Genomic DNA, 13,163 nt, shown 5'->3' with positions numbered 1-13,163 from the left:
CGCCGTGAGCCCCGCCCGCCGCGGGCGGCGGCCGGGGCGGGCGGTCACCGGCGGCCGCGGCGACGCGGCCGCCAGTTCGCGCCGCCCCCGGTGCCGACGCCGCCGAGGTGCAGGGCGATCAGCAGCAGGCCGAGGACGGTCAGGGTGCTGTTGTTGATGGCGTCCGAGGAGATGTCGGCCAGGTCGAACAGCAGGGCAAGTGCGAAGACGATCGCGGCGACGATCGCGAGCATGTCGGCCTCCGTGGGGGTCGGGGGCCCACCGCGGGCCCCTCGGCTGCCTACCGGATCTCCTCCAGCCCGCCCCCGAAACCGCGCCCCCTTTCCGGCCGTCCGATAATCGGATTTCCGACCATAAGGACGTTCGTGCCGGTCAGCGGCCGGTCACGCGGCGTCGCGACGTGCAGTCGTGCGGAGAAAGGCCGTGCTTCCGGCACCGCGTCGGGCTCCCCCTGCCTACGGCCCGCCGGGAACGTCCGGCCCGCCGCCCAGCGCGGCGCGGGCGCGCTCGGTCATGCGGACGACCTCGCGCCGCACCTGCGGGCGCTCGGTGAGCCGCTCGCCGAAGGGGATCCGGACCGGGTGCTCTACGCCGCCGTCGGCGACGGCGAACTCGATGCCCTCCGCGTCCAGGCCCGTCATCCTGGCAGCGGTCGCGCCGGGGCGCCCGCCGAGCGCGCGGCAGATCGTCAGGCAGTCGGCGGCGTGGTCCTCGTTCATGTGCCGTGCGATCTGCCGCACGACGTCGTCGGTGAAGGGGCCCGCGTCAGGCATGCGACGGTCCTCTCGGGTCGGAGCCGGGACGGTCAGGCCCTTGTAGACCTGGAGGGCGTTGCCGGCGAGGACGAGCGCGAGGGTCTCCTCGTCCAGGCCGAGGGCGGCGATGGCGCGGGCATTGCGGGCGATGCCGGGCACGCCGGGCCAATCGGTGCCGAAGACGAACTTGCGGGCCAGGCGCCCCAGGTCGTGCCGGGCGTAGTACTCGGGGAGCCGGCGGGGCGGCAGCCCGGACAGCTCGATCCACACCTCCTCGCGGGACAGCGCGAGGAACGCGGCGGCGTCGTACCACCATCCGCGCCCGCCGTGGGCGAGGACGAACGTCAGCCCGGGGAACAGCCGCAGCACGTCGTCGACCGCGGCCGGGTCGGCGTGCCGGTTGACCGAGCCGGGGAACGAGCTGGTCCCGCAGTGCACGACGACCGGGACGCCCGCGTCGCGGCACACCTGGTAGGCGGGGTAGAGCTCGGGGTCGGCGACGCTGAACCCGCCGTGCACCGGGTGCAGCTTGAGCGCGACGGCGCCGAGACCGAGCTGCCGCTCGACCTCGGCGCCGACCGGGTAGTGCAGGTGCGGGTTGACGTTGGCGATCGGCTTGAAGCGCCGCGGGTTGTGCTCCAGGAGCGGACGCAGGTCCTCGATGGGCTGCGTGCCGGTGGTCCGCGGGCTGTACTCGCACAGCAGCAGGGCGACGTCGACGCCCTCGCCCTCGAAGTAGGCGTCCACCCGCTCGGGCACGAGCGCGCCGTCCTCGTCGTAGAGGTCCTGCCAGGGGTGGGAGGAGCCGAACTCCTCCGCCCAGCGCCGCCAGGCCGGGCGGAGCGTGGGCAGCCGGGCGGCGTGCACGTGCGCGTCGATCAGCGGGCGTCCGTCGAGCATGCGGCGGAGCCTACCCGGCGCCCCGTCAAGCGACGTCGGCGGTGTCCTGCTCCTCCAGCCAGGCGACGATGCCCTCCACGGCGGAGCGGCAGCTTCCGCAACCGGTGCTCGCCCGGGTGGCGCTCGCGACGTCCTCGGCCGTGCGGGCGCCGCGCTGCCAGCAGGCGCGGATCTGGCCCTTGCTGACGTTGTTGCACTGGCAGACGGTCGCCGCGTCCGGCATCCGCACCGGCGACTCGGCCTCGGGCGCCGCGCCGACGCCGGGGAACAGCAGGCCGAGCCGCTCGACGGGCAGCGGCGAGGCCCGGTCGTAGAGCTGGGTGAGCGTCCCGGCGGTGGAGGTCTCGCCGAGCAGGATCGCTCCGATCAGCCGCCCGTCCCGGATCACGGCCTTCTTGTAGGTGCCGCGCGCGGCGTCGGTGAACCGGACGACCTCGACGTCCTCGTCGTCGTCGCCGAAGTGCGTCTCGCCCATCGACGCCAGCTCGATCCCGGCGGCCTTGAGCCGGGTGATCTGGCGGGCGCCGGTGAACCGCGCCGCGGGGTCGGTGCCGGCGAGCAGCCCCGCCAGCACGGCCGCCTGCTCCCACGCGGGCGCCACCAGCCCGTACACCTCGTCGCGGTGCTCGGAGCACTCGCCAATGGCGCGGACGGACGGGTCGGTGACCGACCGCAGCTCGTCGTCGACGATCACGGCCCGGCCGACGGCCAGGCCCGCGTCCCGGGCGAGGCCCACCTCCGGCCGGACCCCGCAGGACAGGACGACCAGGTCGGCGCCGACGACCTCGGTCCCCCCGCCGGGCAGGGCCAGCTCGACGCCGGTCACCGCGCCGCCCGCGGTGCGCAGCCCCGTGACGGCGGCCTGCAGCCGGGTGCCGATGCCGAGGGCCGCCAGCGTGCGGGCCAGGACCTTCCCCGCGGCGGGGTCGAGCTGGCGCTCCATCAGGTGCCCGGCCAGGTGCAGGACGGTCACCTCCAGGCCGCGGCCCATGAGCCCGCGCGCGGCCTCGATGCCGAGCAGGCCGCCGCCCACCACCACCGCGCGGCGCGCCGAGTCGGCGAGGGCGGAGATGCGGCCGCAGTCCTCCAGCGTGCGGAACACCTCCGCGCCGTCCGGCAGGCCGTCCTCCAGGCCCGGCATCGGCGGGACGAAGGCGGTGCTGCCGGTCGCGAGGACGAGCGTGCCGTAGGGGGTGACCGTGCCGTCGGAGGCGTGCACGGCCCGCGCCGCGCGGTCGATGCGGGTGACCTGGACGCCGAGCCGGGCGTCCACGCCGTGGGAGGCGTACCAGGCGGCGTCGACCAGGCTGATGTGGTCGGGCCGAGTCTTCCCGGCGAGGACGTTCGACAGGAGGATCCGGTTGTAGGGGCGCTGCGCCTCCGCGCCGAACACCGTCACCGGCGTCGCGGCGTCCCGGGAGCGCAGCTCGTCCACGAACCGCGCGCCGGCCATGCCGTTGCCGACGACGACCACGCCCGCCGCGTCCGCCGCGCTCATCGCTTCACCTCCAGGGGGAGGGGCTTGATCTGGTCGCGCTCGACCTCGAAGGCGATGCTCGGGTCGGGGGTCTGCGGCGCGTTGACGAACGAGACGAACCGGCGGAGCCGCTCGGGGTCCTCCAGGGTGTCGCGCCACTCGTCGGAGTAGGACGCGACGTGGCGGGCCATGGCCTCGTCGAGGTCGGCGCAGATGCCGAGCCGGTCGTCCACGATGACCTCGCGCAGGTAGTCCAGGCCGCCGTCGAGGGACTCCAGCCAGCTCGCGGTGCGCTGCAGCCGGTCGGCGGTGCGGATGTAGAACATCAGGAACCGGTCGATGCAGGTGATCAGTTCGTCGTCGGTGAGGTCGGTGGCGAACAGGTCGGCGTGCCGGGGCCGCATGCCGCCGTTCCCGGCGAGGTAGAGGTTCCAGCCGTTCTCGGTGGCGATGACGCCGAAGTCCTTGCTCTGCGCCTCGGCGCACTCGCGGGCGCAGCCGGACACGGCCGACTTCAGCTTGTGCGGGGCGCGCAGCCCCCGGTAGCGCATCTCCAGCCGGATCGCCATCGCGGCCGAGTCCTGGACGCCGTAGCGGCACCAGGTGGACCCGACGCACGACTTCACCGTGCGCAGCGCCTTGCCGTAGGCGTGGCCGGACTCGAACCCGGCCTCGACGAGCCGCCGCCAGATCTCCGGCAGCTGCTCCACGCGGGCACCGAACAGGTCGATGCGCTGACCGCCGGTGATCTTGGTGTAGAGGCCGAAGTCGCGCGCCACCTCACCGATCACGATGAGCCGCTCGGGGGTGATCTCCCCGCCGGGGACGCGCGGGACCACCGAGTAGGTGCCGTTCTTCTGCAGGTTGGCCAGGAAGTGGTCGTTGGTGTCCTGCAGCGCCGCCTGCTCGCCCTCCAGGATGTGGCCGTTGCCGAGGCTGGCGAGGATGGAGGCGACCGCGGGCTTGCAGATGTCGCAGCCGCGGCCCGTCCCGTGCTCCTGGACGAGCTGGGTGAAGCTCGCGACCCGCCCGGCCCGGACGATGTCGAACAGCTCGGCGCGGCTGTAGTCGAAGTGCTCGCAGATCGCCGTACTGACCTCGATCCCGGCGGCGGTCAGCTCGGCGTCCAGGATCCGCTTCACCAGCGGGACGCAACTGCCACAGCTCGTCCCGGCCCGGGTGCGGTCCTTCACACCGGCCACGTCGGTCAGGGAGCACTCGGCGACCGCGCAGCGGATCCCCTCGGCGGTGACGTTGTTGCAGGAGCAGATGACCGTCGCCCCGGGCAGGTCGCCGCCCGCCGCCTCCGTCCCGCCGAACAGCATCTGCTCGGGCGCGCCCGGCAGGCCGCCGCCGACGTGGGCGCGGAGCGTGCCGTAGGACTCGGCGTCGCCGACGAGGACGCCGCCGAGCAGGGTCCGCGCGTCGTCGCTGACGACGAGCCGCTTGTAGACGCCGGCGACGGGGTCGGTGTAGGTGACGCCGAGCGCGCCCTGATCGGTCCCGGCGAACGGGTCGCCGAAGCTGGCGACGTCGACGCCCATCAGCTTGAGCTTGGTCGACATGTCCGCGCCCTCGAACACCGCCGTGCTCGCCGGGGACAGCAGCCGGTCGGCGACCACCTCGGCCATCGAGAAGCACGGCCCGACCAGCCCGTACACCATGCCGCCGACCTGGGCGCACTCGCCGATCGCGAAGACGGCGGGGTCCTCGGTGCGGCAGGAGGCGTCCACCACGATCCCGCCGCGCTCCCCCACCGGCAGGCCGCAGCCGCGGGCCAGCTCGTCGCGCGGGCGGATCCCGGCGGAGAACACCACGACCTCGGCGTCGAGGAACGTGCCGTCCGCCAGCACGAGGCGGCGGACGGAGCCGTCCTCCCCCGCCTCCAGGGCGCGCATCGGCGTGCCCGCGTGCACCGCCATGCCGAGCGCCTCGATGTGGCGGCGCAGCATCGCGCCGCCGCCCTCGTCGAGCTGGCGCGGCATCAGCCACGGCGCCACCTCCACGACGCCGCTGCGCAGGCCGAGGCCCTGGATCGCGCGGGCCGCCTCCAGGCCGAGCAGGCCGCCGCCGACGACGGCGCCGGTGGCCCTGCCCCGCGCGTACGCGCGGATCGCGTCCAGGTCGTCGATCGTGCGGTAGACGAAGACGCCCGGCAGGTCCGCGCCCTCGACCGGCGGGACGAACGGCGAGGACCCCGTGGCCAGGACGAGCGCGTCGTAGGGGACGGCGCGCCCCGCCGAGGTGGCGACCGTCCGGTCGGCGCGGTCGATCCCGGTGACCCGTTCCCCCGTCCGCACGGTGACGGCGCCGTCGTGCACCGGGTAGGCGAGGTCGGCGCCCTCCAGGTGCGTCGTCAGCGCCACCCGGTCGTAGGCGGTGCGGGGCTCCTCGCCGATCACCGTGATCGTCCACGTTCCGGCGGCGTCGCGCTCGCGCACCGCCTCCACCAGGCGGTGCGCGGCCGGCCCGTGGCCGGCGACGACCAGGCGCTTGTCCGGTCTGCTGTCGGCTCCCATGGGCCCGATCCTCGGCGGCCCGCATTACCCGCAGGGATCCTCGCCGTCACCCCGGCGTTAAGTGGACCTCACAGCCGGCCCGCCCGCGAGGTTGGGCGGGCCGCCCATGCCGCACCCGCCCCGGTCGTGCACCATGGAAGGGTGACGGAGGCTGTGGAGAACGCGGCGCGGACCGGCCTGCCGATGCTGGCCGACCTCGTCTCGGACGGCGACGTGGTGGTGCTGAGCGGCGCGGGGCTGTCGACGGAGTCGGGCATCCCCGACTACCGCGGGGAGACGGGGCGGCGGCGGCGCGCGGAGCCGATGACCTACCAGGCGTTCACCGGGAGCGATGCGGCGCGGCGCCGCTACTGGGCGCGCAGCCACCTCGGCTGGCGGCACATCGCGCGGGCCCGCCCGAACGCCGGGCACCGCGCGGTCGCCGAGCTGCAGCGGCGCGGCCTGCTGGCCGGGATCATCACCCAGAACGTCGACGGCCTCCAGCAGGCCGCGGGCGCGCGCGAGGTGATCGAGCTGCACGGCGCGCTGGACCGGGTCGTCTGCCTGTCCTGCGGCGAGCGGTCCGCGCGCGAGCGGCTGGACGAGCGGCTGCGCGAGGCCAACCCCGGCTGGACGGCCCGCGCCGAGACGATCAACCCCGACGGCGACGCCGTGCTGCGCGACGAGGCCGTCGAGACGTTCCGGATCGTGGGCTGCGAGCGGTGCGGCGGCGCGCTCAAGCCCGATGTGATCTTCTTCGGGGAGAACGTGCCGCCGGCCCGCGTCGGGGACTGCTACGCGCTGACGGAGCGGGCGGGGGCGCTGCTGGTGCTGGGGTCGTCGCTGACCGTGCTGTCGGGGTACCGGTTCGTCCGGCACGCGGCGCGGCACGGCGTCCCGGTGGCGATCGTCAACCGCGGCGCGACCCGGGGCGATCCGCACGCGCTCGTCACGCTGGACGCCCCGCTCGGCGCGACCCTGGACGCGCTGGTCGCCGAGCTGCCCGCCTGAGCGGGCCCGCCCCGCCCTACCCCCCGCCCAGCAGGGAGGTCGCGGCCGGCGCCGGGGCGTGCGAGTGCCCGGGGTCCCCGGGCGGGGGCGCGCCGGTGGCCTGGGGCGGGTCGGGCAGCATGTCGCCGGTGACGAAGCCGGTGCCCTCCAGCAGCCTCATGTGGGTGCGGACGAACGTCTCGCACTGCTCGGAGAAGTTCCGCACGAGCGTGTTGCGGGTGCTGCCGCGGACGGCGGCGATCGCCGGGTAGATCTGCCCGTGCGCCATCCGCAGCCGGGCGACGGCCGTCCGGTCGTAGTCGTTCCCCGACTTGCCGGTGATCTCCGACATCCAGCTCTGCTGGTCCGGGGTGGGCCGGCTCGGCAGCGCGACGTTCAGCTTCGCGGCGACCGCGCGGTCCAGCGCGTCCAGCCGGACGTGCTGGCGCGCGATCTCGCCGAGGTTGCGGCGGGTCGCGGCCCGCGCGGCGCGGCGCTCGGCCTCCCGGCCGACGGGGATCTCCCACAGCCCCGCCTGACGGACCTTCACGACGAGGTCGCGGTCGGCGGGGCCGAGCGGCCCCCACGGGGTGTCGACGGTGGACTGGGCCGCGGCCTGGGCGTTCGCCTGCGGCGCCACGGCGCCGCCGTCGGCCGCCTGGCGGCCGATCGGCGCGCAGGCGCCGAGCAGCAGGGCCGCGGCGAGGCCGCACGCCGCGGCGGCGACCGGTCGGGGTTCTCGCATCCGCCGCCGCCTTTCGGTCGAGGGGAAGGGGCGTCGATGCGCAGTACGCGCGTCCGGGCGGGAAGGTTCGGCCGGGCGCGGACCGGTTCGGGCCGGGGCTCAGGTCCAGCCGAGCTGGGCCAGGGAGGTGACCGGCGGTTCGCCGCCCGCGTCGGTGAAGGCGCGCAGGGCGTCGACGAGGGCGCGCCGCTGCCCGGCCGGCATCCGGGCCACCACCGCGGCGATGTCGGCGCGGCGGCGGGCGGTCACGTCGTCGACGATGCCGCGCCCGGCCGGGGTGAGCTGGATGCGGACCTCCCGGCCGCTGTCGGGACTGGCCTGGCGGTCCACCAGCCCGGCGGCGGCCAACCGGTCCACCATCCGCATCGCGGTCGAGGGATTGACCTCCAGGAGCCCGGCGAGCGTCACGAGCTTGGCGGGCCCCTGCGAGGACAGCACCACCAGGAGCCGGAACTGCGGCAGCGTGACGGCGCCCTCCACCGCGGCCAGCGAGCGCGCCGAGACCGCCACCAGCAGGCGGGACGCGGTCAGCAGCGCCGAGGTCACCGCGTCGACGCCGTCGTCGTACCGCTCGTTCATGACGACTTTCTACAGGGACCCGTCCCGCGTCCGCGAGCGCCGCCGCGGACCGGGCCGCCACCGGTCACCGGCCGTCCCCGTCCGGGAGGAGGCCGGCGAGGAGTTCGGCGAGATGGCGCGGCCGGGCGGCGGTCCCCGCCTCGATCTGCGTCCGGCAGGAGAACCCGTCTGCGAGGACGGCCGTCCCCGGCTCGGCGTCCCGCACCGCGGGCCACACGCCCTGCTCGGCGATGGCGGCCGACACCTCGTGGTGGCCCGCCTCGAAGCCGAAGTTCCCGGCGAGGCCGCAGCACCCGACGTCGAGCGTCCGCACGTCGACCCCGGCGCGCGCCAGCACGCGCCGGTCGGCGTCGAACCCCATGACGGCGTGCTGGTGGCAGTGCGGCTGGGCGATCGCGCGGACCTTCGGCCGGTCGCGCCCGGCGACGACGTCGTGGGACGCACCCGGCGACGCGCCGCCGGACTCCTCCTGGTGCTCGTCGAGGAGCTCGGCGAGGGTCCGGGTCTGGTCGCGGAGCCGCTTGACGTCGTCCTCCAGCGCGTCGCCCTCCATCAGCTCGGGGGCGTCGGCGCGGAACACCGCGGTGCAGCTCGGCTCCAGCCCGACCACGGGGACGCCGTCGCGCAGCCGCGGCGCGAGGGCCCGGACGGTGCGGCGCAGGACGCGGGCGGCCGTGCCGAGCTGCCCCGTGGAGATCCAGGTCAGGCCGCAGCACAGCGGCACCGGCGGGACCTCGACCCGGTGGCCGGTCGCCTCCAGGACGCGGACCGCGGCCTTGCCGATGTGCGGGTGGAAGTTGTCGGTGAACGTGTCGGGCCACAGCACGACCCGCCGCCCGCCGCCGCGCGGGGGCCGGCGCCTGAACCACTCGGTGAACCGCTCGCCCGCGAAGCGGGGCATGTCGCGGCGCGGGTCGATGCCGCCGATCCGCTTGGCGACCCGGTCCAGGACGGGGGCGTGCAGCGCGGCGTTGGCGGCGCCGGGCGCCAGCGCCGCGATCCGGGCCCACAGCGGCAGCCAGCCCATGGTGTAGTGCTCGGGCGGGCGGATGCGGCCCCGGTAGTGGTGGGAGAGGAACTCGGCCTTGTAGGTGGCCATGTCCACGTTGACGGGACAGTCGCTGCGGCAGCCCTTGCAGGCCAGGCACAGGTCGAGGGCGTCGCGGACGTCCCGCGACCGCCATCCGTCGGTGATGACGGCGGCGCCGCCCGGCCCCGGCACCGCCGGGTTCGGCGTGCCGCCGCCCGGCATCCCGCGCATCATCTCCATCAGCAGCCGGGCCCGGCCCCGGGTGGAGTGCTCCTCCTCCCCCGTCGCCCGGTAGCTCGGGCACATGACGCCGCCCGAGGACGCCCGGCACTTGCCGATCCCGACGCAGCGGGCCGCGGCGTGGGTGAAGCGGTGGTCGTCGTCGGGGAAGGAGAACCGGGTCCGCGGCTCGGCCGGGTCGTAGCCGAGGTGGTCGAGGTTCTCGTCCAGCCGGTACGGGTGGACGATCTTGCCGGGGTTCATCCGGTTCCCCGGGTCGAAGACCGCCTTGAACCGCTCGAACAGCCGGACCACCTCGTCCCCGAACATGATCGGCAGCAGCTCGCCGCGGGCCTGGCCGTCGCCGTGCTCGCCCGACAGCGACCCGCCGTAGTCCGCGACGAGGCGGGCGGCGCGCTCGATGAAGCGCCGGTACCCGCCGGTGCCGCGCTCGTCCTCCAGGTCGAACGGGATGCGGGTGTGCACGCAGCCCTGCCCGAAGTGCCCGTAGAGCGAGACGGGGCCGTAGCCGAACTCGTCGACGAGGGCGCGGAAGTCGCGCAGGTAGCCGCCGAGCCGGTCGGGCGGGACGGCGGCGTCCTCCCAGCCCTCGTGGGTGTCGGGCCGTCCCGGCGGGTAGGCGGTCGCGCCGAGCCCGGCCTCGCGCACCTTCCAGAGCAGCTCCTCCTCGTGCGGGTCGCGCACGAAGGTGCAGCGCGGCGGGTTCGGCCCGTTCTCCAGGTCCTCGATGAGCGGGCGGGCCCTGCCGTCGGCCTCGTCCTTGGTGTCGCCGCCGAAGCGGACCATGAGCCAGCCCGCTCCCTCCGGCATGTCCTCCACCGCGCGGGGCCCGGCGAGATGGTCGCGGCGGGCCAGGTCGAGGAGCCGCTCGTCCATGCCCTCCAGCGCGAGCGGGCGCGAGGGCAGGACGCGCGGCACGGCGTCGCCGGCCTCCGCGATGCCGTCGTAGCCGAGGACGGCGAGCGACTCGAACGCCGGGACCGGCACCAGGCGTATCTCCGCGCGCAGCACGGCGACGAGCGTGCCCTCCGACCCGACGAGGGCGCGTGCCACGTCGAAGCCCTTCTCGGGCAGCAGCGAGTCCAGGTTGTAGCCGGACACGCGGCGCGGGATGTCGGGGTAGCGGGTGCGGATCAGCTCCATGCCGTCGTCGCGCAGGTCGCGCAGCGCGCGGTAGATCTCGGCGCGCCGGCCGCCCTCGGCCTGGATCCGCTCGTACTCCTCCTCGGAGGTCTCCCCGACCCACATCCGCAGCCCGTCGTAGGTCAGCACCTCCAGCCGCAGGACGGAGTCGACCATCTTCCCGTACGCCTGCGCCGACGCGCCGCACGAGTTGTTGCCGATCATCCCGCCGATCGTGCAGGTGTCGTGGGTGGACGGCTTGGGCCCCACCATCAGCCGGTGCCGCGACAGCCGCTCGTTCAGGTCGTCCAGGCACGCGCCGGGCTCGACCACGGCGCGGCGCGCCCGCGGGTCGACCGACACCAGCGCGCGGCAGTACTCGGACCAGTCGACGACCACGGCGTCGTTGACGCACTGCCCGGCCAGGCTCGTCCCGCCGCCGCGGGACAGGACCGGGACGTCGTGCTCGGCGCAGACCCGGACGGCCTCCGCGCCGGCCTCGACCGTCCGCGGCACCACCACCCCGATGGGCGGCTGCTGGTAGTTGGACGAGTCGTGGGAGTAGGCGGCCCGGGAGCCGGGATCGAACCGGACCTCGCCGTCCACCCTCTCGGCGAGCGCGCGCCGCAGCGCGTCCCGCCCGCGGGACGCCGCGCCCGCTCGCCTCTGGTCCTGCCGCGTCCCCTTCGCCGAAACAGCCATGTCAAGACGACTAACCGCCAGGACCCGCTTCAACCGCCCGGCCTGCCGTCCGTCCGGCCCGAGCACCGTCCCGCGGTCAACCGGCGAGGCGCCAGGCGGTCTCCAGCAGCAGGGCGTGCACGAACGCCTGGGGCATGTTGCCGCGCAGCTGCCGCTGCCCGACGTCGTACTCCTCGGAGAACAGGCCGCTGGTCGCGCAGCCCGACCGGGTCCGCTCGAAGGCGGCGAGGGCCCGGGCGGTGTCGCCCTGGCGCTCCTCGGCGAGGGCGAGGAAGAAGCCGCAGAGGATGAAGGCGCCCTCGGCCACGCCGAGCGGCTCGTCCCCGGCCCGGTAGCGGTAGACGAACCCCTCCTCGACGAGGTCCTCGCGCACGGCCCGCAGCGTCGCGGCGGTGCGGGGGTCCTCGCTCGGCAGCGCGCCCCGCAGCGGCGGGATGAGCAGCGCCGCGTCCACGCGGTCGTCGCCGGGCGCGCGCCTCCACCGGCCCCCGGGGGTGAGCGAGGTCCGGGACGTCTCGGCGAGGATGGCGTCGGCGAGCGAGGTCCACCGGGCCGCCTCCGCGGGGCCCGCCAGCGTCCGGGCCGCCTGGCGCAGGCCGGCGACGCAGGTCAGGCGCGAATGCGTCCACAGGTCGTCGTGGATCTCCCAGATCCCCGCCTCGGGCCGGGTCCAGCGGCGCGCGACCGCGCCGGCCGCGACGCGGGCGGCCTCCACCGCCTCCGGGAGCCGGCGGTCGTGCTCGGCGGCGGCCGACAGCAGCAGCAGCGCCTCCCCCAGCGCGTCCAGCTGGAACTGGTCGCCGGCCCTGTTCCCGGCGACCGCCCGGGCGCCCGGGTAGCCGGGCAGGCCGCTGGAGCTCTCGGCCGGCACCTGCCCGCCGGTGACGGTGTAGGCGGGCCTCAGCCGCTCCCCGTCGGCGAGGACGCGGGCGGACACGAACTCCACGGCGGCGCGCAGCAGGCGGGGCGGCCCGCCGTGGAGGGCGACGGCGCGCCCGGCGAAGCACTGGTCGCGGATCCAGGCGTAGCGGTAGTCGAAGTTGCGGCCCTCGTTCGCGCGTTCCGGAAGAGCCGTCGTGGCGGCGGCGACCATCCCGCCGCCGGAAGCGGTGAGGCCCGTCAGGACGGAGTAGGCGAGGCGGGCGTCGCGCGGGGCGAGGGTGTCGCGGCAGTCCGGCACGGCCTCGCGCCAGTCCCGCTCCGTGGCCTCCCACAGCCCCGCGGCGTCCAGCGGGCCGCGGGCCCCGCCCTCGGCGATCTCCAGGACCAGGTCGCGGGTCTCCCCCTCGTCCAGGTCGAAGGCGAGGTCGAGGACGGGCCCGCCGCCGTCGCCGTCCCGCACGACGGCCTCGTCCGCGCCGCGCCAGCGCAGCGACGCGCCGCCGCCGCGGGCCGTCCACTCCGGGCCGTCGCGGCGCAGGTCGCGCATCCGGGGAGCGCCAGGACCGGTGCGGACGTCCAGCAGGGCCCGGACGCGGGAGCGGCCGCGGACGGCCCGGCACCTGCGCAGGATGACCGCGCGGCCGGGCGCCGCCGGCCGCGCGAGGGCCTCGCGGCACTCCAGGATCGCACCGTCGCCGGTCACCCACCGGCTGTGCCAGATGAGCCCGCGGTCCTCGTAGTAGCCGCCCCAGACCCACCGCCCGGGACCGGGCTGGACCACGTAGGCGCCGGGGCCGCCGAGCAGGCCCGCGAAGGCGGGCGGCGAGTCCCAGACCGGGAAGCACATCCACGCGTACTCCCCGTGCGGGCCCACGAGGGCGCCGCGTTCGCCGTCGGCGATGAGGGCGTAGTCGCGGAGGGCCTTCGGGCCGGAGTCCTTTGCTCCGAAGTCGTCCTGCATGCCCTCCCACTACCCGGGGGACCGCCGTTACTCGGAGCCGGGCAGAGGGACGCTCCTTCCGACCGCCCCGCCGGCCCCGGGCCGTCCGGACCGCCTCGCAGACGGCCCAGACTGCCCGAACGACCGGCCAGGGCTGTCTCGAAGTGGCTCCGGCCATGCGCGCGAACGCATGGCCTGGCCGGTGCCGCGAAGCCGGAGGCGAGCGGCACCGGCCAGATCGCGAAGCGATGCCGCAGAACCGAAGAGCGTAGAGGAGCGACAGAGTGGGCATAACAGCGTCTA

The 13,163-nt window shown here is 75.7% G+C and carries 9 protein-coding genes and 1 pseudogene; 1 reads left to right on the top strand and 9 read right to left on the bottom strand.

The window, feature by feature from the left end:
* Positions 1 to 44: 44 nt before the first annotated feature.
* From AB0C84_RS44115 to nirB, 5 genes and pseudogenes are all read right to left on the bottom strand, one after another.
* Positions 45 to 233, bottom strand: a complete 189-nt coding sequence (locus AB0C84_RS44115; RefSeq protein WP_179841704.1) for a hypothetical protein — start codon at positions 231 to 233, stop codon at positions 45 to 47.
* A 222-nt stretch (positions 234 to 455) separates the two neighbouring features.
* Positions 456 to 773 (bottom strand): DUF2470 domain-containing protein, encoded by a 318-nt coding sequence (locus tag AB0C84_RS44110; RefSeq protein WP_258940050.1) that lies wholly within the window; start codon positions 771 to 773, stop codon positions 456 to 458.
* 51 nt (positions 774 to 824) lie between these two features.
* Positions 825 to 1,655 (bottom strand): annotated as a pseudogene (locus AB0C84_RS44105) (amidohydrolase family protein); the annotation flags it as partial.
* Positions 1,656 to 1,680: 25 nt separating this feature from the next.
* Positions 1,681 to 3,153 carry an FAD-dependent oxidoreductase gene (locus AB0C84_RS44100; protein WP_361078395.1) on the bottom strand — a complete coding sequence of 491 codons (1,473 nt, stop codon included), beginning with the start codon at positions 3,151 to 3,153 and terminating at the stop codon, positions 1,681 to 1,683.
* Positions 3,150 to 5,651 (bottom strand): nitrite reductase large subunit NirB, encoded by a 2,502-nt coding sequence (nirB, locus tag AB0C84_RS44095; protein WP_361078392.1) that lies wholly within the window; start codon positions 5,649 to 5,651, stop codon positions 3,150 to 3,152. The genes AB0C84_RS44100 and nirB overlap by 4 nt, the downstream gene beginning before the upstream one ends.
* Positions 5,652 to 5,834: 183 nt before the next feature.
* Here nirB and AB0C84_RS44090 point away from each other — a divergent pair, with 183 nt between their 5' ends.
* Positions 5,835 to 6,641, top strand: a complete 807-nt coding sequence (locus AB0C84_RS44090) for an NAD-dependent protein deacetylase (protein ID WP_361078399.1) — start codon at positions 5,835 to 5,837, stop codon at positions 6,639 to 6,641.
* Between the two features lie 16 nt (positions 6,642 to 6,657).
* Here the strand turns inward: AB0C84_RS44090 and AB0C84_RS44085 are convergent, their stop codons facing one another.
* From AB0C84_RS44085 to AB0C84_RS44070, 4 genes are all read right to left on the bottom strand, one after another.
* Positions 6,658 to 7,365: a DUF4142 domain-containing protein gene (locus AB0C84_RS44085; RefSeq protein ID WP_179841708.1), complete on the bottom strand. Its 708-nt coding sequence runs from the start codon at positions 7,363 to 7,365 to the stop codon at positions 6,658 to 6,660.
* 99 nt (positions 7,366 to 7,464) lie between these two features.
* Positions 7,465 to 7,944 (bottom strand): MarR family transcriptional regulator, encoded by a 480-nt coding sequence (locus AB0C84_RS44080; RefSeq protein ID WP_179841709.1) that lies wholly within the window; start codon positions 7,942 to 7,944, stop codon positions 7,465 to 7,467.
* Positions 7,945 to 8,008: 64 nt separating this feature from the next.
* Positions 8,009 to 11,038 carry an FAD-linked oxidase C-terminal domain-containing protein gene (locus tag AB0C84_RS44075; RefSeq protein ID WP_361078388.1) on the bottom strand — a complete coding sequence of 1,010 codons (3,030 nt, stop codon included), beginning with the start codon at positions 11,036 to 11,038 and terminating at the stop codon, positions 8,009 to 8,011.
* Positions 11,039 to 11,114: 76 nt separating this feature from the next.
* Positions 11,115 to 12,881 (bottom strand): glycoside hydrolase family 15 protein, encoded by a 1,767-nt coding sequence (locus AB0C84_RS44070; RefSeq protein WP_361078386.1) that lies wholly within the window; start codon positions 12,879 to 12,881, stop codon positions 11,115 to 11,117.
* Positions 12,882 to 13,163 lie beyond the last annotated feature (282 nt).

The organism is Actinomadura sp. NPDC048955 (genome assembly GCF_040649435.1).
Classification (GTDB): domain Bacteria; phylum Actinomycetota; class Actinomycetes; order Streptosporangiales; family Streptosporangiaceae; genus Spirillospora; species Spirillospora luteofluorescens.
Note: the sequence above shows the minus strand (reverse complement) of the source record. Positions and strands in the feature narration are given on the sequence as shown.

Bases quoted from the DNA above. Each gene is read 5' to 3' on its own strand.
- AB0C84_RS44090 (WP_361078399.1), top strand. From the start codon at position 5,835: ATGCTGGCCGACCTCGTCTCGGACGGCGACGTGGTGGTGCTGAGCGGC.
- AB0C84_RS44085 (WP_179841708.1), bottom strand. From the start codon at position 7,365: ATGCGAGAACCCCGACCGGTCGCCGCCGCGGCGTGCGGCCTCGCCGCG.
- AB0C84_RS44080 (WP_179841709.1), bottom strand. From the start codon at position 7,944: ATGAACGAGCGGTACGACGACGGCGTCGACGCGGTGACCTCGGCGCTG.
- AB0C84_RS44100 (WP_361078395.1), bottom strand. From the start codon at position 3,153: ATGAGCGCGGCGGACGCGGCGGGCGTGGTCGTCGTCGGCAACGGCATG.
- AB0C84_RS44115 (WP_179841704.1), bottom strand. From the start codon at position 233: ATGCTCGCGATCGTCGCCGCGATCGTCTTCGCACTTGCCCTGCTGTTC.
- AB0C84_RS44075 (WP_361078388.1), bottom strand. From the start codon at position 11,038: ATGGCTGTTTCGGCGAAGGGGACGCGGCAGGACCAGAGGCGAGCGGGC.
- AB0C84_RS44110 (WP_258940050.1), bottom strand. From the start codon at position 773: ATGCCTGACGCGGGCCCCTTCACCGACGACGTCGTGCGGCAGATCGCA.
- AB0C84_RS44070 (WP_361078386.1), bottom strand. From the start codon at position 12,881: ATGCAGGACGACTTCGGAGCAAAGGACTCCGGCCCGAAGGCCCTCCGC.
- nirB (WP_361078392.1), bottom strand. From the start codon at position 5,651: ATGGGAGCCGACAGCAGACCGGACAAGCGCCTGGTCGTCGCCGGCCAC.